The organism is Vibrio orientalis CIP 102891 = ATCC 33934 (genome assembly GCF_000176235.1).
In the GTDB taxonomy this organism is placed as follows: domain Bacteria; phylum Pseudomonadota; class Gammaproteobacteria; order Enterobacterales; family Vibrionaceae; genus Vibrio; species Vibrio orientalis.
In genome coordinates this window covers 985,008-1,006,033 of sequence record NZ_ACZV01000005.1, presented here as the reverse complement: position 1 = coordinate 1,006,033, position 21,026 = coordinate 985,008, and the positions used below count along the sequence as shown (strand labels likewise).

Annotated in this window: 22 protein-coding genes; 8 read left to right on the top strand and 14 right to left on the bottom strand. The window is 42.8% G+C overall.

The window, feature by feature from the left end:
* The first annotated feature begins 213 nt into the window (after positions 1-213).
* The 4 genes from VIA_RS15380 to ttcA all read left to right on the top strand — a co-directional run bounded on the left by VIA_RS15380 (position 214) and on the right by ttcA (position 3,642).
* Complete coding sequence (locus VIA_RS15380; RefSeq protein WP_004414056.1) at positions 214-1,020, top strand: DUF2189 domain-containing protein; 807 nt, start codon at positions 214-216, stop codon at positions 1,018-1,020.
* A complete protein-coding gene (locus tag VIA_RS15375) occupies positions 1,013-1,861 on the top strand; it encodes a glucosaminidase domain-containing protein (RefSeq protein ID WP_004414055.1) in 849 nt (282 codons plus the stop codon). Before VIA_RS15380 ends, VIA_RS15375 begins: the two co-directional genes overlap by 8 nt.
* Before the next feature lie 27 nt (positions 1,862-1,888).
* Positions 1,889-2,548 (top strand): DUF2987 domain-containing protein, encoded by a 660-nt coding sequence (locus tag VIA_RS15370; protein ID WP_004414054.1) that lies wholly within the window; start codon positions 1,889-1,891, stop codon positions 2,546-2,548.
* 200 nt (positions 2,549-2,748) lie between these two features.
* Positions 2,749-3,642, top strand: a complete 894-nt coding sequence (ttcA, locus tag VIA_RS15365) for a tRNA 2-thiocytidine(32) synthetase TtcA (RefSeq protein ID WP_004414053.1) — start codon at positions 2,749-2,751, stop codon at positions 3,640-3,642.
* A 67-nt stretch (positions 3,643-3,709) separates the two neighbouring features.
* Here the strand turns inward: ttcA and uspE are convergent, their stop codons facing one another.
* The 10 genes from uspE to ccoN form a co-directional block, all read right to left on the bottom strand.
* A complete protein-coding gene (gene uspE / locus VIA_RS15360) occupies positions 3,710-4,657 on the bottom strand; it encodes a universal stress protein UspE (RefSeq protein WP_004414052.1) in 948 nt (315 codons plus the stop codon).
* Between the two features lie 144 nt (positions 4,658-4,801).
* Positions 4,802-5,551: an FNR family transcription factor gene (locus VIA_RS15355; RefSeq protein WP_004414051.1), complete on the bottom strand. Its 750-nt coding sequence runs from the start codon at positions 5,549-5,551 to the stop codon at positions 4,802-4,804.
* Between the two features lie 91 nt (positions 5,552-5,642).
* Positions 5,643-6,314: a sulfite exporter TauE/SafE family protein gene (locus VIA_RS15350; RefSeq protein ID WP_004414050.1), complete on the bottom strand. Its 672-nt coding sequence runs from the start codon at positions 6,312-6,314 to the stop codon at positions 5,643-5,645.
* The gene (ccoS, locus tag VIA_RS15345; protein WP_004414049.1) at positions 6,311-6,475 is read right to left on the bottom strand and encodes a cbb3-type cytochrome oxidase assembly protein CcoS; all 165 of its coding nucleotides are present in this window, start codon (positions 6,473-6,475) and stop codon (positions 6,311-6,313) included. Before ccoS ends, VIA_RS15350 begins: the two co-directional genes overlap by 4 nt.
* Positions 6,476-8,848, bottom strand: a complete 2,373-nt coding sequence (locus VIA_RS15340; RefSeq protein WP_004414048.1) for a heavy metal translocating P-type ATPase — start codon at positions 8,846-8,848, stop codon at positions 6,476-6,478.
* Positions 8,849-8,857: 9 nt separating this feature from the next.
* Positions 8,858-9,337, bottom strand: a complete 480-nt coding sequence (locus tag VIA_RS15335) for a FixH family protein (RefSeq protein ID WP_004414047.1) — start codon at positions 9,335-9,337, stop codon at positions 8,858-8,860.
* A 107-nt stretch (positions 9,338-9,444) separates the two neighbouring features.
* On the bottom strand, positions 9,445-10,422 hold the full coding sequence (ccoP, locus tag VIA_RS15330; protein ID WP_004414046.1) for a cytochrome-c oxidase, cbb3-type subunit III: 978 nt from the start codon (positions 10,420-10,422) through the stop codon (positions 9,445-9,447).
* On the bottom strand, positions 10,419-10,595 hold the full coding sequence (locus tag VIA_RS15325) for a CcoQ/FixQ family Cbb3-type cytochrome c oxidase assembly chaperone (RefSeq protein WP_004414045.1): 177 nt from the start codon (positions 10,593-10,595) through the stop codon (positions 10,419-10,421). Before VIA_RS15325 ends, ccoP begins: the two co-directional genes overlap by 4 nt.
* A 12-nt stretch (positions 10,596-10,607) precedes the next feature.
* On the bottom strand, positions 10,608-11,228 hold the full coding sequence (gene ccoO / locus VIA_RS15320) for a cytochrome-c oxidase, cbb3-type subunit II (protein WP_004414044.1): 621 nt from the start codon (positions 11,226-11,228) through the stop codon (positions 10,608-10,610).
* A 12-nt stretch (positions 11,229-11,240) separates the two neighbouring features.
* Positions 11,241-12,668 (bottom strand): cytochrome-c oxidase, cbb3-type subunit I, encoded by a 1,428-nt coding sequence (gene ccoN / locus VIA_RS15315; RefSeq protein ID WP_004414043.1) that lies wholly within the window; start codon positions 12,666-12,668, stop codon positions 11,241-11,243.
* A 257-nt stretch (positions 12,669-12,925) separates the two neighbouring features.
* Between ccoN and VIA_RS15310 the strand changes: the two genes are divergently transcribed.
* Entirely contained in the window at positions 12,926-13,288 is a 363-nt protein-coding gene (locus VIA_RS15310) for a hypothetical protein (RefSeq protein ID WP_004414042.1), read from the top strand.
* A gap of 295 nt (positions 13,289-13,583) precedes the next feature.
* Positions 13,584-14,732 (top strand): hypothetical protein, encoded by a 1,149-nt coding sequence (locus tag VIA_RS15305; RefSeq protein WP_004414041.1) that lies wholly within the window; start codon positions 13,584-13,586, stop codon positions 14,730-14,732.
* A 668-nt stretch (positions 14,733-15,400) separates the two neighbouring features.
* Here VIA_RS15305 and VIA_RS15300 read toward each other — a convergent pair.
* The 4 genes from VIA_RS15300 to matP form a co-directional block, all read right to left on the bottom strand.
* Entirely contained in the window at positions 15,401-15,997 is a 597-nt protein-coding gene (locus VIA_RS15300) for a class I SAM-dependent methyltransferase (RefSeq protein WP_004414040.1), read from the bottom strand.
* A 262-nt stretch (positions 15,998-16,259) separates the two neighbouring features.
* Positions 16,260-17,492: an HDOD domain-containing protein gene (locus VIA_RS15295; protein ID WP_004414037.1), complete on the bottom strand. Its 1,233-nt coding sequence runs from the start codon at positions 17,490-17,492 to the stop codon at positions 16,260-16,262.
* Between the two features lie 224 nt (positions 17,493-17,716).
* Entirely contained in the window at positions 17,717-18,028 is a 312-nt protein-coding gene (locus VIA_RS15290) for a DUF3634 family protein (RefSeq protein WP_004414036.1), read from the bottom strand.
* A 17-nt stretch (positions 18,029-18,045) separates the two neighbouring features.
* On the bottom strand, positions 18,046-18,492 hold the full coding sequence (gene matP / locus VIA_RS15285; protein ID WP_004414035.1) for a macrodomain Ter protein MatP: 447 nt from the start codon (positions 18,490-18,492) through the stop codon (positions 18,046-18,048).
* A 169-nt stretch (positions 18,493-18,661) separates the two neighbouring features.
* Here matP and VIA_RS15280 point away from each other — a divergent pair, with 169 nt between their 5' ends.
* Both VIA_RS15280 and fabA read left to right on the top strand, forming a co-directional pair.
* Positions 18,662-20,308 carry an AAA family ATPase gene (locus VIA_RS15280; RefSeq protein ID WP_004416919.1) on the top strand — a complete coding sequence of 549 codons (1,647 nt, stop codon included), beginning with the start codon at positions 18,662-18,664 and terminating at the stop codon, positions 20,306-20,308.
* A 91-nt stretch (positions 20,309-20,399) separates the two neighbouring features.
* A complete protein-coding gene (gene fabA / locus VIA_RS15275) occupies positions 20,400-20,918 on the top strand; it encodes a bifunctional 3-hydroxydecanoyl-ACP dehydratase/trans-2-decenoyl-ACP isomerase (RefSeq protein ID WP_004414032.1) in 519 nt (172 codons plus the stop codon).
* Positions 20,919-21,026: the final 108 nt, after the last annotated feature.

Below are 21,026 nucleotides of genomic sequence, written 5' to 3'. Positions count from 1 at the left end.
TAAACAGCGTACAAAGAGGATAATTTCCGTAACGTCCTTCGAGAATAAAGCATTGATATGATGCGTTTAGTGGTTAATTATCAACCAAATAGTCAAGAAAGCAAGTGACAAGATGAGATCTGATTTTAGACTGTGCTCGCTTGCAGTATAATGAATGCAATTTTCTATCAACAAGTTAGCTTGGTTATTGTCAACTAAGCACTAGGTTCAAGAATGAATAACGACATTGAAAAAGACTTCAATTTAGGCGGTAGCGTAGATCGTGCACTGTCAGGTGACTACGAACTTAAAGCCGGAGAGGTAATAAAGGAGGCATGGCAACATACCATTAAGAACTTTTTGTCTTTCTCTCCGTCTATTATCATCTTAATCGCTTTGCAGTTAGCGATTTTCTATATCGCATTAAAGCTACAACTTGGTAACCCAGGAATTATCCTTGATGCTTTTACCAACCCTGAGGCGTTTGACCCAAGTATCTTCAATGCCATTATGGTCGCCAATTTTAGCTACGAAGTGATTAGCGCTCCGATTTATGCGGGTATTAGTTTGATGGCGATGAGTCATGCTGCGGGTCTGACAACTAAACCACGTCATATTGGCAAAGGCTTGCAATATACAATGCCCGTAATTTTGGCGACTTTGTTTAGCTTATTACTGCAGGGTATTGCCGGAATGATCTTCCCATTCCTTTCTCTATATCTATCTCTAGCGTTCAGTAATGCCATTTTATTGATCTGTGAGAAGCAGATTCCGCCAATGCAATCTTTATTGTTGTCGCTAAGAGCCGTCAATAAGAAGATTATCGTATTAGCAGGAATCTACTCACTCGTTACTATCATGTTTGTCGTAGGCATGATGTTCTATGGGCTTGGCTTAATCTTCGTATTGCCTTTCTTCTTCCATGTAAAAGGCATTGTTTACCGCAATATGTTTGGCATTAAATTGAAAATTATTGCCTCCGACCGACCAAAAGATGAAGACGATAACGATGACAACGATCCACAAGTGTTCAATGCGTAAGAGTGAGTTCATTGCTATCGCTGCAGCTGGCGTGATTGCCGGCTGTAGTTTTTATGGCTACGAGCAAACACAACAACGAGTGTCAGAAAGTCGGGTAGAAGAACGTAAGCAAAGTAGACCTTCCGAATCGTTAATGGTTGGAAAGTCTGTTGGCGGCGCACCGAATTTTTCTGCCATCAAAGATACCAAACAGAAAAAACAAGCGTTCTTTGACTATTTAAGACCTGGTATCGCATTAGAAAACCAACGAATTTTCAAAGAAAGGGCGCGACTCGAACAACTAAAAGATCATTTCGATAGTCAATCGATTGAACAAGCAGACCAAAGCTACGCGATTAAGTTAGGTAAGCTATACAAAGCGGAAGTGCCAGCCGATGGCATTACCACGGAGTGGCTAGATTTGATGTTGCACCGAGTTGACGTTATACCTGAGGCGTTGGTTTTAGTGCAGGGTGCAAACGAATCCGCATGGGGAACATCGCGTTTCGCAACCCAAGCAAATAATTATTTTGGTCAGTGGTGTTACAGCCAAGGTTGCGGGCTGGTTCCGCTGCAACGTGGTGAAGGTATGAGCCATGAAGTGGCTAGTTTCAGCTCTGTTCAGCAATCGATACATGGTTACTTCATGAATGTAAATCGTAATCGCGCCTATGAAGAGTTGAGAGAAATACGTTACCAACGCCACCTCGCAGGACAAAGTCTAACGGATACTGAAGCTGCGATTGCCTTGAGTAATGGTTTACTTAAATACTCTGAGCGAGGTGAGGCATACGTCAACGATTTGCAGAGTATGATCAGGCACAATGTGCAGTTCTGGGAATCACCCCTAGCAAATCAATAAATAGCTAAACCAAAAAGAAAACTACCAATGAAAAAAGTATCGTTAGCGATTTTGGCAGCAGCGTTAAGCGGCGTTGTTGCCTTACCTATTCAAGCTCAAGAATACATGTTTACCTACTCTAAGCTCTACTCTCATATGAAGCAGAATGCGAAAGAAGGGCATGATGATGTGAAGGTTGGTTTCTTTTTCTTAAATGCCGACACTAAAAAGTTGTGTAACATTGAAAAAGCATGGATGGAAAAGGAAGAGCATTACGAGGAACTGACCATTTCGCCGTATAACGAAGTGATAGTGCCATTAGATAGCAATCTACGTTCGGCAAATCCACTGGTATTCGTTCATACGCCGATGGATACACGCTGTGACTTTTCTATGGTCGTCATGACTAAAGAGCCGATGTCGGGCGAGATCAGTTACGACCAAGTAGAAGTCTTGTTACCACAGATGCAAGTTATTCTCGAACAATTGGGCGGAATGTTTGCGAGCTACTTTACTCCTGATGTAGAGGGCGTGACGCTTGAGTTTCCTGATAACTTGAACTCTACAATCACGTTCTCTAACGGATCTACGAAGAAGATCGTTGATGGCAAAGTGCAAGTCGCGCTGTCAGAGATTGGGGCGGGTGGTACAATGACACTACCCGCCGAAACAGCAAGGGTATTGCCTTACTTGCCAAAAGCAAACTAATACAAGATTAAAGGTCGCGAAAGCGGCCTTTATTACTATTGAAAGATGATAAAGCTAACTTGTATCAGTATTCGCCCACTTTTATCTGCCTATAACGACACAGGCATTTAATCCTCGTTAAAAAGCTCGTATAATCCACGCCCCAAGAAAACACGTTAGGAAATCCTACTGTCGACTCGTCGGCAATATGAGAGCTCGCAATGAACGAAAAAGATACAAGAAAAGAAACCCTAGAATTCAACAAGCTTCAGAAACGTCTGAGAAGAAACGTTGGAAATGCCATTACTGACTACAACATGATCGAAGAAGGTGACGTGGTTATGGCATGTATTAGTGGTGGTAAGGATTCATTTGCGATGCTGGATATCCTACTGAATCTACAAAAAGCAGCACCAATCAAATTTGAGGTCGTTGCTGTTAACTTAGATCAGAAGCAACCAGGGTTCCCTGAGCATATTCTTCCCGATTACTTCGAAACGTTGAACATTCCTTACTACATTGTCGATAAAGATACGTACTCTGTAGTGAAAGAGAAGGTTCCAGAAGGTAAGACGACGTGTGGCCTATGTTCGCGCCTGCGCCGTGGTACGCTTTACTCGTTCGCCGAGAAAATTGGTGCGACAAAACTGGCACTTGGACACCACCTAGATGATATCGTCGAAACGATGTTCCTAAACATGTTCCACGGCTCTCGTTTAAAGGCAATGCCACCAAAGCTACGCTCTGACGACGGTCGTAACGTGGTAATTCGCCCATTAACGTACTGTCGTGAAAAAGATCTGATTAAGTACGCTGAGCACAAAGAGTTCCCGATTATTCCATGTAACCTATGTGGTTCTCAGGAAAACCTTCAGCGTCAATCAATCAAAGCAATGCTTATCGATTGGGATAAGAAGACGCCAGGTCGTGTTGAAGCGATCTTTAAGTCAATTCAAAACGTTAGCCCAAGCCAGCTTGCGGATAAAAATCTATTCGATTTTGAAAACCTTCCGCTTGATCGTGAAGGTAGCCGCGAAGAGTATGAGTTTAGCGAAGCGATTGTCTCATCAACCAACATTGATGAGTCGATGTTTATCGATGTAACTAACATCTAAGCAAAACCGACAGATACAAAAAAGGAAGATAGTGACTATCTTCCTTTTTTTATTTGTCTAGATTACGTTAGATGGCAGTTTTCGGGTCGAGTGGGCTAATATAGCCATCCGGTTTGAGGGCTAAGACATCACAGTTAATCTTATCGATAACGTGCTCTGCTGTATTACCAATAAATACTGCAGATAAGCCAGTACGACCAGTTGTACCGACAATCACCATCGCTGCGTTAAGCTTTTCTGCCGCTTCTGGGATAACATCTTCAGGCAAGCCTTGCTCAACAACCGTTTGTTCTTCATCGTAACCATGCTTTTGTCTTAGTGCTTTCATCGCGGTTAAGTGATGACCTCGCACTGCGTCAGTATAGGTAGAAGGATCAAACTCAGGTAGTTCAATGGTAATATTGGCCGGAGTAACAGGGTAGGCGTTGACCAAATAAGGTTTGGCATCAAGACGCTCAGTTAAGCTGTTTAATTGCTCAACCATAGAGTCATTAAGGCCAAGGTGGGTATCGTTTTCCGAGCCCACATGGACTGAGGCCAAAATGCTTGAGTTTTCTGGCCACTCCGCGTTTTTAATCAGTAACACAGGGCAAGGGCATTTACGCAATAGGTGCCAATCGGTAGGAGTGAAAATAACCGACTCTAAGACATCATGTTTGCGTGTTCCTTTAACGACAATATCGTGACTGCCTGCAAAGACCTCTGCAATAATGGCTTCATAAGGTCTGTTATGCCAGACAACGCGCACTTCAAACTCCACACCCTCAACAACATAATCTTTGGCGATTTTCTGCATCCATTGCTCACGTTGGTGAATGACACCACGTCGCATTGCGTCTCTCTCATCAATCGACAACATAGAGGTCATATCGTAAGAGAAGTCGTAAATAGAAAGGAAGAAAGTCACTCGACTAGGAGATCGGCTTTTCGAAGCAAGTTGCATAGCACGTGCTAGCGCAGGCTGCTCTTCTTTGTTGATATCTGCAACAACTAGGATTTTATTGTAGATGCTCATATAAAACTCCTTAAAGGCGAGGAGGGGTATATGATTAATGTAGCTTAGTTCGAAGAAGAGTTTTAGAAAAAAATTGAGGAATTTGAAAGAATTATGATGTAGCTCATTATCGGAATGAATAGTGAGCTACATCATTGAAAGATATTATGATTCTGTTGAAACGCCAGCTAATTCCATCAGAGCATCGTGATCTAAGATAGTGATGTATTTACCTTTCACGCTTAAAATCTCTGACTTTTGGAAACGACCCAATAGACGAGAAATTGTCTCAACCGTTAAACCTAGGTAGTTACCGATATCACCACGAGTCATGGTTAAACGGAACTCACGAGGACTAAATCCACGCTGAGAGAAACGCGTTGATAGGTTGTAAAGAAAGGCCGCTAAGCGCTCTTCTGCATTCTTTTTAGAAAGCAGGAGGATCATTTCTTGGTCGCCTTTGATCTCGTTACTCATCAGGCGCATGATTTGCTGACGCAGTTTTGGCATCTTACCTGAAAGGTCATCTAATATTTCGTATGGGATTTCACATACCATAGATGTCTCTAGAGCTTGAGCGAAACTAGGGTGAAGGTCGCCAGTAATAGCGTCGAAGCCAACAAGATCACCCGCTAAGTGGAATGCAGTAATTTGCTCATCACCTTGCTCAGTAATTGTATAGCTTTTGATCGTGCCTGAACGAATTGCGTAAAGAGATTTTAGTTCATCTCCCGCTTTGAACAGCTCCTGACCTTTTTGAATTGGCTTTTTGCGTTCAATGATTTGGTCAAGCTGATCGAGCTCTGATTCATTTAACGTAAATGGAATACAAAGTTGGCTAATACTACAATCTTGGCAATGGATCGCACAACCACCAGACTGAATGCGCTTTGTTGCAGGCTTTTCAGAAATCATAACAACCTTTCACTATTTGATATACATCAATATTTTAGCACTCATTACCTACAAAGGGTAGTGAAAAAAGGTAGGGAAAAACAGCAATCTATCAACTTATTGATAATAAAATTATTGCGCCATAGCCAGTATACAGGCCATAGGTTAATAAAATTAGAGCGCCAAGGTTACGGAAAATTTGGGATTGTTGCAGCTTATGTAAATATGTAGCGCCAAAACCCATTAACAGCATTGCGGGTAGAGTACCTAGGCCAAATGCCGCCATGATCAAAGCACCATTTAATGCGCTACCGGAAACCGCTGACCAAGTTAACGTTGAGTAAACAAGCCCACAAGGTAACCAGCCCCAAATGAAACCGAAGGGGATCGCATGAACTGGAGACTTGAGAGGCAACAGCGATTTACCAGCAGGAGAAATCACTCGCCAAAGTGATTGGCCAAGCTTTTCAATTGCGAGTAGGCCTTGCCACCACCGACCAATGTAGCAAGCGAGGAGTACCATAAACACAGCCGCAGCGAGTCTTAACCAAGTGAGTGCATTATTTATCGAGCTAATTTCGCTAATTGAAGCGACGGTCCCGCCAACGATAGCACCAATAAATGCGTAGCTGGCAAGACGGCCGAAATTATAAAACAGCGGTATCGTTTTAGAAGGTTGTGACTGGCCGATGGTTAGCATAGAGGCAATACCACCACACATTCCCATACAATGGCCAGCGCCGATTAAACCAATTAAGAAAGCGCCAATCCAATCTGGGCTCATTTAGGTGGGTTCTCTTTTGGCTCATCCTCATCGAGTAGGATATTGTGTCCTTGTCTCTCTAAGTCCTCGAATTGATCACTCTTCACTGCCCATAAAAATATAGCAACAGCAACGCACACCAAAACAATGGCAATAGGGATAAGGATATAAAGGCTTTCCATTTATCGACCTTTTTCTTTAAGCAAACGAAGAGAGTTAGATATTACAATAATTGAGCTGGCAGACATACCGACGACAGCAAAATATGGTGCAACAAAACCCGCAACAGCTAACGGAAGGATCAATAAATTGTAACCTAGCGACCAAGCCAAGTTCTCTTTAATAATCCGACGAGTTTGCTGAGCAAGCTCTCTCGCTTCGAGAATTCTATCAAGTCGATCACCGAGCAGGACCATATCTGCAGATGCTTTGGCAACGTCAGCACCACCACCCATTGCAACAGAAAGGTGTGCTCCGGCAAGAGTCGGTGCGTCATTGATACCATCACCAATCATCATGGTTATATCACCTTCATCTGTACCGTTGAGGTAAGCCAGTTTATCTTGTGGCTTAGCCCCAGCAATGACATCTTCTATACCGATTTGAGAAGCAACGATTTGCGCATTCTCTTGGGTATCACCGGTAAGTAGCGTCACCTTTACACCGGCTTGCTGGAATTTCTCAATGAACTCTTTAGTTTCAGAGCGGATAGGGTCGCGATAAACAAAGTTCGCGACATGGACACCATCTACCGATAAGTAAACCGTATTCGCTTGCGCAGAGTGCGTGTCACCCAGTACGTAATGTGCACTACCAATTTTTACTTGCTTGGAATCTAGAGAGCCAACTATGCCAGAACCGATGACATTTTCTACGTCATCAACGCTAACAGAGCGATCCAAATAAGGTTTAAAGGCACGAGCAATAGGGTGGTTTGCATGCGATTCTAGTGACGCTGCAATCGCTAGAACTTGTTGCTCTGAAAAATCGCTAAACAGTTGGACTTGGTCGATTTCGATATCACCATGAGTCAGTGTCCCGGTCTTATCGACAATAAGATGATTCACTTTGCAAAGCGTTTCAAAGACATGACTTTTACGCAGAAGAATACCAAGGTTACCCATACGTGAAGTTGCACATGTCAGCGCCGTTGGTGTTGCTAAGGAGAGGGCACAAGGACAAGTTGCGACCAACACTGACAACATAATCCAAAACGCGTCGTCTGGACGACTTGAGTGCCAGAAGAACCAGGTGCCTGCAGCAACAATAAGTATCACCGCTACAAAATAGCGAGCGACGATGTCAGCAATTTCCGCGATTTTTGGTTTAGAAAGTTGCGCTTCATCTTGTAGGCGAACAATGTTAGATATCATTGAATCGGCTTTAGAAGAGGTCACTTCCAATTCAAACGATTCTTCACCATTGAGGGTGCCAGCGTACACGTGATCATCAACCTGTTTTACTACTGGTAAAGATTCACCCGTAAGCATGGATTCATCGATATGAACGCGGCCAGACATAATCTTACCGTCAGCAGGAATATGCTCACCAGGTAATACTCGGATTTGGTCACCCACTTTTAGCGTCTTAACAGGGACTTGATCGCCGTTTAGCTTGTTTGCTATTGCTGGAATAAGCTTTAACAGGTTACCACTTGCCGCTGCCGCTTTACGACGTGCGCGCATTTCTAAGAAGCGACCGACGAGTAGGAAGAAAGCAAACATCGAGATCGACTCGAAGAACACTTCGCCTTGTTCAGTGACCGTTGCGACTAAACTAGCAAAGTAAGCGAAGATCATAGCAATAGAGACGGGTACATCCATCCCCAAGGTGCGACTGCGAAGACTGCGCCATGCATTGAGATAAAAAGGAAGAGCCGAGTAAAGCATTACAGGGGTTGCGAAAATCAAGCTTACCCAGCGGAAATAGTTTTTGAATTCAGGTTCGAGGTCACCAAACACCTCCAGATATAGCGCAACAGCAAGCATCATTACTTGCATCGTTGCAAGGCCTGCAATACCTAAACGATAGAGGTATTGCTTCATCTGCTCATGGTAAGAGGCTTCTTGCTTGTCTGCTTCGAATGGGGCGGCTTTGTAGCCTAATCGATGAATAGAGGAAAGAAGTTCACTCAGACGAACTTGCGACTTATCCCAAGCTAGAAGTGCTCGGTTAGTTGTCGTATTCACTCGAATAGAAACGACGCCCGACTTAGCTGCAACTTGCTTTTCAATCAACCATGCACAAGCGGCACAAGACACGCCTTCAAGTGACAAGGTTACTTCAGAACAGTTCTCGCTATTTCGTACAAACTCAGCTTGAACATCATCATTATCATAATGAATTAGGGCTTGTAGTTGCTCTGGGACAAGATCGGCTTTTTCTGCCGGGGCGGTGCGATATTGATAATAAGAGACCAAACCGCTGTCGACGATAGTTTGAGCTACCGTCTCACAGCCTGGGCAACACATATCTCTAATGCTGCCCAAAATTTCGACGTTGAAATCCGTGTTGGCTGGTACATCTTCACCACAGTGATAACAGGATTTACACATAGACGTTTCTTAATTGGATAGTTGTATTGCTGACGATGTTGGGAACTCAACACGACCTTGGATTAACCATTTTTCGTCATGTGGAGTCAGTTCAATAAACCATGGGCCTTGAAGCTCATTATCAAGTTTGAATCGATAGCTACCGCGAGCATCAGATGTAATAAGCTTAGTGAAATCATGATCAGGAAGAGTGCGGTGAGCAAACATAGCGGTGATCGCAGGATAGTGATCTAACTGGCCTTTATTAAATTGAATCACTACGGTGTCGCCTTCAGAGCGGACAGTAGCGTCAAGACCTAGCTCTTTAGTAACGTTAACTCTTGATATGTCGACATTTATACCTTTACCTTTTTTATAATAGTCTTCAGTCACCAAATGAACTGAATGGTTAGTAAGTATCGCGACTCGAACCAAAGTTAATATAGATACCCCGACCGTAAGGGAGAGTATAAACCAGGGCCAAAACTGCTTATACCAAGGCTTTTCCATAAATAGTTCTCAATTAAAAAAATTAAATAAATTAGGGCTTTAACTGTAAAGGAAAGACAGCCCCATTACCATCTATAGAAAGTAAGGGGCTGTTATTGAAGTGTAACTTATTGTTCCGAGTTGCTTAGGCTCCAAACGTAAGCAGAAACAAGCTGAACTTTGTCTTCGCCTAGAATATCTTTCCAAGCTGGCATTACGCCCGAACGACCGTTCATTACTGTTTCAGTTACGTCTGCACGTGAACCACCAAATAGCCAGTCTTGGTCAGTAAGGTCAGGTGCGCCCACTGCTGGGTTACCTTTACCATCTGTACCGTGACACGCTGCACACACAACGAATCGTGCTTTACCAGCTTCGGCTTCTTTTGCGTTTACAGAACGACCAGATAGGCTTAGCGTGTAGCTTACAACTTCTTTCACGCCTTGCTCACCTAGAGCGTCTTTCCAGCCTGGCATTTGACCGATTCGACCGTGCATTACTGTAGTAACGATAGCTTCTGGCTCACCGCCATATAGCCAAGCGTCATCAGTAAGGTTAGGGAAACCTTTCAGACCACGAGCATCAGAACCGTGACATTGAGAACAGTTCTGTAGGAACAGACGCTGACCAACTTTAACCGCTTCGTTATCCGCTGCAATTTCAGGGATAGGGCGCAGTTCAGTTGAACCATCTACGTATGCAAGTTTCTTGAATGCTTCACCAAAGTAGGTATCTGCATCATCAAGCTCTTTAGCGTATTGAACCAGTTGCTTGTTCTGTTGAGAAGCCGCAATCGACGCTTTTGATTCTTCAATTGAGCGAACCGTTTGGTCAGAACTCTGCCAACCTAGAACGCCCTTAAAGCTACCTAGGCCTGGGTAAAGCGTTAGGTAAATCGCAGCGAAGATAAACGTACTAACAAATAGGTAAGTCCACCATTTCGGTAGTGGGTTGTTAAGCTCACGAATACCATCGTATTCGTGGCCCATGTCTGCACCTTCCTCGACGCCCATCTTATCCTTAAGGCACCAATAAAGGATCACAGCACAGCCAACTAACGTACCGACTGTAATGATGATTATCCAAAGACTCCAAAATGTAGTCATTGCTTAGTCACTCCTTGTTCTTTTGAAGGTGCTTGCTCTTCATCAGCGAATACAAGGTTAGCGGCTTCGTCGAAACGAGACTTACGGCTCTTGCCATAAGCCCACCAAACAACGCCTATAAAGCTTACGAAAAGCACTATGGTCCAAATACTGTGAATAGTACCGATATCCATAATCACCCCTTATTATTTCATTGCGTGACCAAGAGATTGAAGGTAAGCGATGATGGCATCCATCTCAGTTTTACCTTCTACATCTTTAGACGCGTTTGCAATTTGCTCATCAGTGTATGGAACACCAAACTGATCACGGAAGATTGTTAGTTTCTTCTGAGTGTCCTTACCATCAAGAACGTTCTCTTCAAGCCATGGGAAACCAGGCATGTTTGACTCAGGAACCAACTCACGTGGGTCAATTAGGTGAACGCGGTGCCACTCATCAGAGTAACGACCACCAACGCGTGCTAGGTCAGGACCTGTACGCTTAGAACCCCATAGGAATGGGTGCTCGTATACACTTTCACCAGCAACAGAGTAGTGACCGTAACGCTCCGTTTCAGAACGGAATGGACGAATCATCTGGCTGTGACATACGTTACAACCTTCACGGATGTAAATATCACGGCCTTCCATTTCAAGTGCTGTATAAGGACGTAAGTTCTCAACAGGCTCAGTGGTTTGTTTTTGGAAAATCAGAGGTGTGATCTCAACTAGAGCACCTAAACTGATTGCAAAAACGATAAGAATCGCGAGTAAACCGACATTGCGTTCTACAATTTCGTGGCGATTGTTAGAATTTGAACTCATTCTTAAATCTCCTTATGCCGGCTGTGGGATAGCTTTTAGGCTATCTTTTGGCGCGCTTACTGTCTTGTACGTGTTGTATGCCATTAGGAACATACCTGCTAGGAAGATGAAACCACCTAGGAAACGTACAAAGTAGAATGGGTAAGACGCTTGAACAGATTCTACGAAGCTGTAAGTCAACGTACCGTCAGAGTTCACTGCGCGCCACATCAGACCTTGCATAACACCAGAGATCCACATCGCAACGATGTACAGAACTGTACCGATAGTTGCTAGCCAGAAGTGCGTGTTAACCATGCTTACAGAGTACATACGCTCTTGGCCGAACAGCTTAGGAACAAGGTGGTATACCGAACCGATAGATACCATTGCAACCCAGCCTAGAGCACCAGAGTGTACGTGACCGATTGTCCAGTCAGTGTAGTGAGACAGTGCGTTAACTGTCTTAATTGACATCATTGGACCTTCGAACGTAGACATACCGTAGAACGATAGAGATACGATTAGGAAACGAAGAATTGGGTCATAACGAAGTTTGTGCCAAGCACCTGATAACGTCATGATACCGTTAATCATACCACCCCAAGAAGGTGCAAACAGTACCAGTGACATCACCATACCTAGTGACTGCGTCCAATCAGGAAGAGCAGTGTAGTGTAGGTGGTGAGGGCCAGCCCAAATGTATAGAGAGATTAGTGCCCAGAAGTGAACGATAGACAAACGGTATGAATAAACAGGACGTTCAGCTTGCTTAGGTACGAAGTAGTACATCATACCTAGGAAACCAGCTGTCAGTAGGAAACCTACCGCATTGTGACCGTACCACCACTGAACCATTGCGTCTACTGCACCAGAATAAATCGAGTACGATTTACCCATAGAGACAGGGATCGCCATGCTGTTTACGATGTGTAAGACAGCGACAGTGATAATAAAGGCACCGAAGAACCAGTTTGCTACGTAGATGTGAGAGGTTCTACGAGTGATCAATGTTCCGAAGAACACAATCGCATAAGAAACCCAGACAACTGCGATGGCGATGTCGATTGGCCATTCTAGTTCAGCGTACTCTTTACCAGAGGTAAAACCTAACGGTAGAGTAATAGCTGCTGCTAAAATAATGGCTTGCCAACCCCAGAAGGTAAAGGCGACAAGAGGGCCACCAAATAAACGTTGCTGACAGGTACGCTGAACAACGTAATAAGACGTTGCGAATAGGGCACTTGTACCGAACGCGAAAATAACCGCATTAGTATGCAGAGGACGTAAGCGACTATACGTCAACCACGGCGTATCAAAGTTTAGCTGTGGCCAAACTAATTGAGCGGCAATCAAAACACCAACAGCCATGCCGACAATACCCCAGAGAATGGTCACTAAGGTAAACTGACGAACGACTGTATAGTTGTAGTTTTGTTCAAGCTGCTTTTCTTGGCTCATTTGCATGCTTCCAATTTCTAATTAACTACACTTTACTTCCAACACGACACATGTCGTAATGCCACCCAAACCATAAAGAAAAACAATCTGAAACAATCAGTTAATTATTCTTGCTGATTTTAAGAAAAAGTGGCATTTTCAGCCGCCAACTATACTGCATTTAACAATTCAATGACAGAGTAGTAACCTTACAGTCGGTCTGGTTTTGGCCTTTTATTTTAAAACTTTGAAGTTTGTTACACGGAGAACACCGCAGAATGGCTGCCGAAAAACTTACGCGAGGGCGTTTTGTTCAAATAATCATCATGTTAACCCTGCTTATTGGCGTGTTTGTTTGGCGGACAGTGACATTTGACTCAGCTAAATCTATCGAGTGTCACTTGAAACCAAATTGTGTTTTTACTGTTAAAAACGAGACATTCAGCGCTGAAAGGCTAGAAAATAAAATATTACTTAAAAAGCCGTCTGATGACTGGACTATAAAAACGCAAGCAAGCGATGTCCAAATCATTGAAAAAGCGGAGTTTTGGGAGCTGCATTCTAACAAGAACAGTGACTTTGAAATCACAATATCTGACCTAGAAGAAAACAATTTAGCAGGTGTCCGATTTCGCATTTAATAAAGTGACATTGTCACAAATGTAAGCAGTAAACTTAAATTGAACGGCAATACTCTTAAGGGTTGCCTGCTAGAAAGGAAGGTCAGACCAATAAATGGGCATGATGCCTCAATTTACAATCTTGTCTAAGTCAAATCCTACCATTGTATTATCAATGGTTAATAATCATTACATAGCTGTTGATAATAAATAACTTATAAAATAACAACATAAGCTAAAAGGTAGGTTAATCCGAACGCATATGTGGGCCCGGCTTTAACTAGAATTCGCCAAGATATAAGAATAAGGGATTCCAATGAGCACAGTTACCGTGTTTTTTAGTGGCACTGGTGCAACATCAGAAAACCATGTACATAAAAGTTATGCCGCCGGCGAACTTGTGTCCGTACTCGCCAAGAACGTCATCGGTAAAGATAATTTCGACTATATACAAGTTGATGGCGTTGGTAGCGGAAACCTAAGCGAATGGAAGAAGCAGACTCTAGACAATACGTATTCAGCACTGCTTGGCCAACTAGCAGGCCGCGGTGTAGATAGCAATATAAAGCATGTCATTAATCTACTCACGGGAAATACACAACCTGCGGGTTATGATTATAAAAGCCGAGCTTCAAACCTATTAAGTGCGTCAAAGCCATTTAATCGCGTAAGCTCCGCATTTTCAGCATGGAAAGCACAGCGTGACGAGTTGGCACTGGATCTAAAGTCTGGGTTAAACGCTCAAATGCAAATGTTGTCTAGCGAACGACAAAGAAATCCTGTTACACAATTAAATTTGATCGGCTGGAGTCGAGGAGGCGTCACTTGTTTTGAACTGGCAAACGCATTACTCAAAGTCCCATCTTTAGCCAACATAAAAGTGAATATCTTCGCCTTAGATCCCGTGCCGGGAGGTATGAACGCTTTTAATAACTATAAAACATTGGGGCCGAACGTTAAGCAAATTGTCTGCGTTTTTGCACAGGATGAACGCTCACTGTTTTTTAAAGCGAGAATGCCTAACTTACACAAGAGCACCAAGTTTTACACAACTCTAATGCCAGGTCGACACGGGACGCTCGTTGGAGCTTCAAGAACTAGTGGCGGCAGTAAAGGAGAGCATTTATTACTAGGCCCAGGATTCGTCACTCGCGATTTTGCAGAGAAAATACTCTCTAGTTGGGGAACAAGATTCAAACAAAGCGCCACATTGAATCTCTCGAAAGAGCAAATACTTGAGCTATATAAGAAAATGGATGGCAATAAGTCGCTGTATAAGAAGATGCATAGCAAAGTCTACACAGCCAAAAATTTGATTATCACAACGACGTCGAATCGAATCGCGGCACATTCTAACTTTCCTGGATTGAAAAAAGAGTTTGATGCCGCAGTAAACCGTCATCATTTTGATGTATTAAATGGTGATACATTCGCGATAAACGGAAAGGCTTCAGCGCTGTGTTAAAAACCATTAATAAACAGTATTAGAATCGTCAGATTATAAATACTGTTTATTAGGTATTTTATGGTAAATCAATTATGTTGAATGATTCTATGCCAATCGAAAGAAGAGGAGCAACCGATGAGACTAATATATGAGTTCCATAAACCCCATTTAACATAAGATACATAATGCGCACTTGGTGATGGTATTTTACTAGGTTTATCAACGGCTTGGCTTTCCTGGAAAATGTCATTATTTTGATTCCTGACAGTTGGTTTGCTTCCAAACTGCGTTTAATTACTCCAACAATAAGAATTAATTTTTACTGTGTCGGTCTGTTTATCGCTTTTCTTATTTTGTTTGCGTAAGTTGAGTCTTAACTATGTCACGAGTCTACTCAATGGCTTTTGACTGTTAAGCACAATGAATCGAAATTCCCCAATCGTATTCACGTTTTTCACGTAGAACCGATCATGGTTAAACGTTGGATGGTTGGCTATCATCCGATCACGCCGATAACAGAAATTTATTGCAGCCTAAATCTCATGGTATTTACCGCTCGATGAGCGTCATGTCGACATTGCCAAATAATAAGGTTACGCGGTCACACTTGAAATCCCGAGTTTGCCCCTAATCAAGCAACAGATTACTCCTACGCAATCAAGTGCCATCTTTATCGTTCAACGTTTTTATGTCCGTTTCACAGCGACCACGGAATATGTATGCCAATGCTTTATTCTACCCAATGAAGTTTTAGCGTTTTCATCACGCTCAAAGAACCTGACAATTTCAAAGTCAGAGAGCAAAGCCTTTACCTCTGATTCCGATAAAGTTGTTGTTGGGCTTCGATAGTTTTTAGCCCAGCTATCTTTAAACCCCATGAAGTCCCCTGCAAACACCCCTCCGATTTCAATGGAAGATTTAATTCTGCTCCAGGTCGCTTCAAATTGGTCTGGGTCAACGAAGAATAAGCTTGAGTTTGCGATTACTACAGCAGATTTTGGGTAGTCGAACGACTCAAACGAAGACTCTACGATATCCACTAATGACTTTGACTTAAATCGGTCTCTACAAATAGCGACGGAATCAGGATTAATATCGAAGCCATGAACTTGAAAACCCTGTTGTTCTAGATACTCGATATCGCTACCTGTTCCACAACCAACATCCGTGGCTACTTTGAGGTCTGATTCGTTGAGTCGGACTGCAAGCTCAGTACGCTTTAAGTGTGGTCGAGATCGTGCCTTTTCGTAGTACTGACGCCATATTTGACTATTTTCATCCATAAGTTTCTGATTTCCGTAAAAGTACATAATAGCAATCGGCTGCAATATGCCTATCCAAAAGCAAGGAGATACTAGTCTATTAGTTACATTCAAACCATATTAAGTCACTGAATAATTGTTAGATTATGCCAGGTAGTTTGTTACTGCTAGAATTGGTTAGAAAAATGACTACTTGAGCTAAGAGTTTTCGCACTGTTTGATGTATTAAAATCCATCACATTACTTAGTTATAGTGCATTAAATACCCACGACTAACCCGTTATTACTGGCTTAACTCCACTTTACCAGGTTGCTTAGCGCAAATTTGTTGAATAGACTCCGCAGACATCTGAACGTTAGCAAACCAGAACGGTTTATGTTTCTCGACAAACACATCACTGCGTTCCAACGCATCGTAAATAGCATAAGCTTGCGCTTGAGCCAGAGCCACACCGGCCTCGCTTCTTTCAAGAATAGGCACTTGATCCAAATCTTCTTGTAAGGCTACCTTCAAGTGAAGAGTCTGCGGGCCCCAATCCAGAGCATCAACTATCTTTTGTGTCAGTGTATGTTCTAGCTCGACAATCAGTTTCGGGATAATACTTAGATTTGGTGTGACATCTGCGCATGAGTAATATTGATCGCGCATGTTGTTTTCACGGTAGTACTGCATTTTATCGACTAATGCGTCTTCATAGAGCTGAGTAAAATGGTTGACGACGGCAAAATGGCTTAACGTTCTTAATACACCAAGAAGTACGCCTTGCTCAGGGTTCTTAGCATTGCCCTGCTCTAGCCTTAATCGCGTCACATTGGCCGTCAGTATTAAGTATTGCCATAGCTTAGGGGCTATATTTTTGGTTGGCTTGTCTTGCCATCTCAGTAGACGCCTCGCCATAAGAATCGGAAACAGCAAACTTGAGTTTTCAATTCCAAGCGTACCAATTGCTATCTTGGGATCTTGAAGGTTGCGTGCAGATTTACCAATGCGTTCACAAAACTTGGGATTGTTCGCTAGTTCAATCACTTCCGATTTCAGTTGAGTATCATTGGTGGTTAACACCGACAGTTTTGTATAAGTGAGTGATGGCGAGTAAGCGATACTCATAAAATGGCTAAAGTCTGGAAAACGGTTGAAAAGTTTGTTTACCGGTAAAGACGCGAGCTTCTCGAAAATTTTTTCTTGTGCATAGGCTGCGACATCATCAATAACAAAACTATGAATCTTTTGTCTTTCTTCAATTGCTTGCCTACGCTCTTGAACTCGTGAACTTTCACATTCGAGTAGTAGGCGCTGATTATCCGTAATTCGCTCTTTCTCGTTTAGAATTACACTGTCACAAAACTCACTCTGTCGACTCAATACACCATCAACATCGGATTGATCGAGTAAGTATTTTAAACTGACTAACCACTTGGCATGGCGCTCTTTTGTTAAGAGAGATATTTTGCGTGCAAGGTCAACAGCTTCTTGGTTGTAATTCTTATTTGTAGTGAGAGAACTTTGCATAACCATATAATGTTAGATAACGTGTAGACGACTGTATTTGTATCGATAGTCCGTACGGACAACTTGATTGCGAGTAGATTGACCTTGGTGTCATCAGCACAAACACGAAGGGAGCTTTAGTATGGAAAAATAAGCCTGTTTAGTCATCATGATTAGCTCTGATGACAAGCAAATTTTCTAGCCATTAACTTCTAAGAATTTAGGAGAGAAACGGGAAATTGACAAGCTTCTTAGTTTGACTTTTTATTGCCCTTAGAGCGGAAACCTTGAAACGGGAATACATTGCGAATTCGTTGTTGAACTGATTTATTGATCTCTTTCGACATAACAAGCTTTGTACCTGAGCGCTGTTGGTACACTTTTAATTCGCCACTGAAAGGCGTGCGATGCGCAATTTCTAACACGTTATGACGAAAGCTAGCTGGAAAGTGCCCTTTCTCTTTGACAATTTTTCCGTCTACGAACGCCACCTTCAGAATAGGTCGGTCAATAGCAACCAACCAAAATATAAGAATTGCAGCAATCAAAATCACATAAAGCATCATGACATCCCCTAACGTTAATCAAGCAATTTACTCAAATCTTCTTTTAAGCTAGTTACCGCTTTACTTGCTTTCTCGCTTCTCGACGCTTCTGAAAGCAAATATTCAATCGCATCAGAAAGTGTACACCCCAACTCATTGGCACGGTGTGACAGCTTCTCCCAGACACGATAATCAAGATCAATCGATTTCTTCTTCGTGTGGATCTGCTCTGCATTAAAGTGGCGCTTACGTTTAGCACGAATAGCCTGTTTAAGCTTATTATCGAGCTCAGGAGCCATATGGTTTTCAATCCACTCAAGAACTCGGGTCGGCTCGTGCTCTATTTTTCTCAGTTCAGCGACTGCAGTATCAGCCTCACTCGTATCAATGTGGCAAGTAATAGATTCACCAGCTTTCCATTTATTGACTAAGTAAGTCCATTTCCAACCACATTCAAGATTTTCAAGCTGCTGATATTTCATTTCAAGGCCATTTAATATACGTTAGAGTGACAGCGTAACCGTAAGTAACATAACTTACAATCCCTATTGTATTCGAAAAGAGATCAAGATCATTAGATAAATTATCTATATATACTACATCAGTTTTTCTATATACTTTGCGTCCAATTAAAGCACATGATTTGATTCAATGAACCAAGAAAGCTGGCACGCTGTTACCCCTCAATATTCTCGCTACGATGCGAAAATTCAAAGATTTTCTGAGCTAAGCCTAGTCAATTTTTTCGACATTCAGCCTCGTCTGAAACAATCTTTAGATACGTTTACAAAGCTCGCAGGATATAGCCGCCTGCTGGTTATAAATTCTATCGATAATGCTTTCTATCGCAACTTAATTAAAGATGGGTTGAGTGCTCTTGATTCCGCCAAGCCATGTGTAACCACTGAGTCATTGAATATCACATCACTTCTCGGCTCTTACATATGTGACGAAAAAGGTGACATTGTCACCAAAGTCTCAGGGTTATTTGATAAAGCCAACGGTGGTTATTTGGTTATTCCAGCGACACTCCTGCTTGCTAACCCTGCCAGTTGGCAAGTGTTAAGGTCGGTACTGTTGGGACAGGTTGTCAATCCAGTAAATGCAAATACCAAATTCATCGCTCTCGATGAACCATCGACTAAATATGATATTAAAGTCGTACTGGTTGGTGACAGACACCAAATTGCAGACTTCGAATACCTTGAACCTGAGCTTTATACCGGGTTAGCACTTTTTACAGAAGTTGAAACAGAGCTTGCACTTGATAACAATACTATCGAACAGTACTTAGGGTTCATTTCTTGGATGGTTGAGCATTATAAGCTGCCCCAACCTACCTTTGGTGCAATTCACCGTCTTATGAACGCTGGGGCTCGATACACTGAAGATCAGCACTACATGCCTATCGAGGTGCTTTGGTATTTAGCCCTATTTGAAGAAGCACGACTGACCTCTAATCAACAGTTCATATCAGAACTCGACTTAGACCAAGCGTTGGAAAACAAGTATCACCGAGAAGCCTACTTACCTGAGCGTGCGCTAGCCGATATTACCGATGGGCAAGTCATCATTGAAACCAAAGGTGAATGCATTGGCCAAGTCAATGGTCTGACAGTTATTGACGTCCCCGGCCACCCAATGTCATATGGCGAACCGGCACGTATTTCATGTGTTATCCACTTCGGTGATGGTGACATTTCTGATGTAGAGCGCAAAGCCGAGCTTGGTGGCAACCTGCACGCAAAAGGCATGATGATCATGCAAGCCTTCGTCAGCAGCGCCCTACAATTAGATGAGCCCCTACCATATTCTGCTTCCGTCGTGTTTGAACAATCATACAGCGAAGTAGATGGCGACAGCGCAACTCTGGCAGAGCTTTGCTCTTTTGTGAGTGCATTGTCCGAATACCCTATCAATCAACAAATAGCCGTTACCGGCGCAGTGGACCAGTTTGGTCGAGTACAAGCGGTAGGCGGATTGAATGAGAAAATCGAAGGTTTCTACCACGTTTGTAAGCATCAAGGCTTTACTGGCGAACAAGGCGTGATCTTACCTAAAACAAACCTTAAACATTTAGCCCTCCATAAAGATGTCGTGGAAAGCATTAAAAAGAATGAATTTCATATCTGGTCGGTATCAACGGTCGATGAAGCAATTCCTATCATTATGGGTAAGCCGTTTAGAGGCGACGATGAAGAAAGTGTGATTAGTAAGATCGCTCAACGTATTGAAAACTTTGAAAGACATGAACACCCACCGGGTTTTGTGGAACGAATCAAAAACTGGTTCATGTAAGACGTAAATCATTAAAAAATGGACTGATCGGAGTTGTTTAGCGTACACGTGTTCACTAACATGCTCCTATCAAAATTTGGAGTAATTGATAATGCAAAACAAACGTGATTCTTATAACCGTGAAGATCTTCTAGCATCTAGCCAAGGTGAACTGTTCGGCCCGGGTTACCCTCAGCTACCAGCGCCAAACATGCTAATGATGGATCGCATCAGTAAGATGTCAGAAACAGAAGGCGATTACGGTAAGGGTCTTATCTTAGCTGAACTAGATATTACTCCAGACCTATGGTTCTTTGACTGTCACTTCCCTGGTGACCCAGTAATGCCTGGCTGTCTAGGCCTTGATGCAATGTGGCAGCTTGTTGGTTTCTACCTAGGCTGGGTTGGCGGCAAAGGTAAAGGTCGTGCACTAGGTGTTGGCGAAGTCAAATTCACTGGCCAGATCCTACCTACTGCGAAAAAAGTAACTTACGAAATTCACATGAAACGCGTTGTTAACCGTAGACTGGTTATGGGTCTTGCAGATGGCCGTGTACTTGTTGACGGCAAAGAAATCTACGTAGCGAAAGACCTGAAAGTTGGTCTTTTCCAAGATACGTCAGCGTTTTAAGTTAGACTTTTAAGAATAGCGACTAACTTTAGTCGCTTTTTTTATCCCAATATATTTAGTTATAGTGCATTAAGTGTTCATTTAAAAGCCCCTTTCGGGGCTAGATCC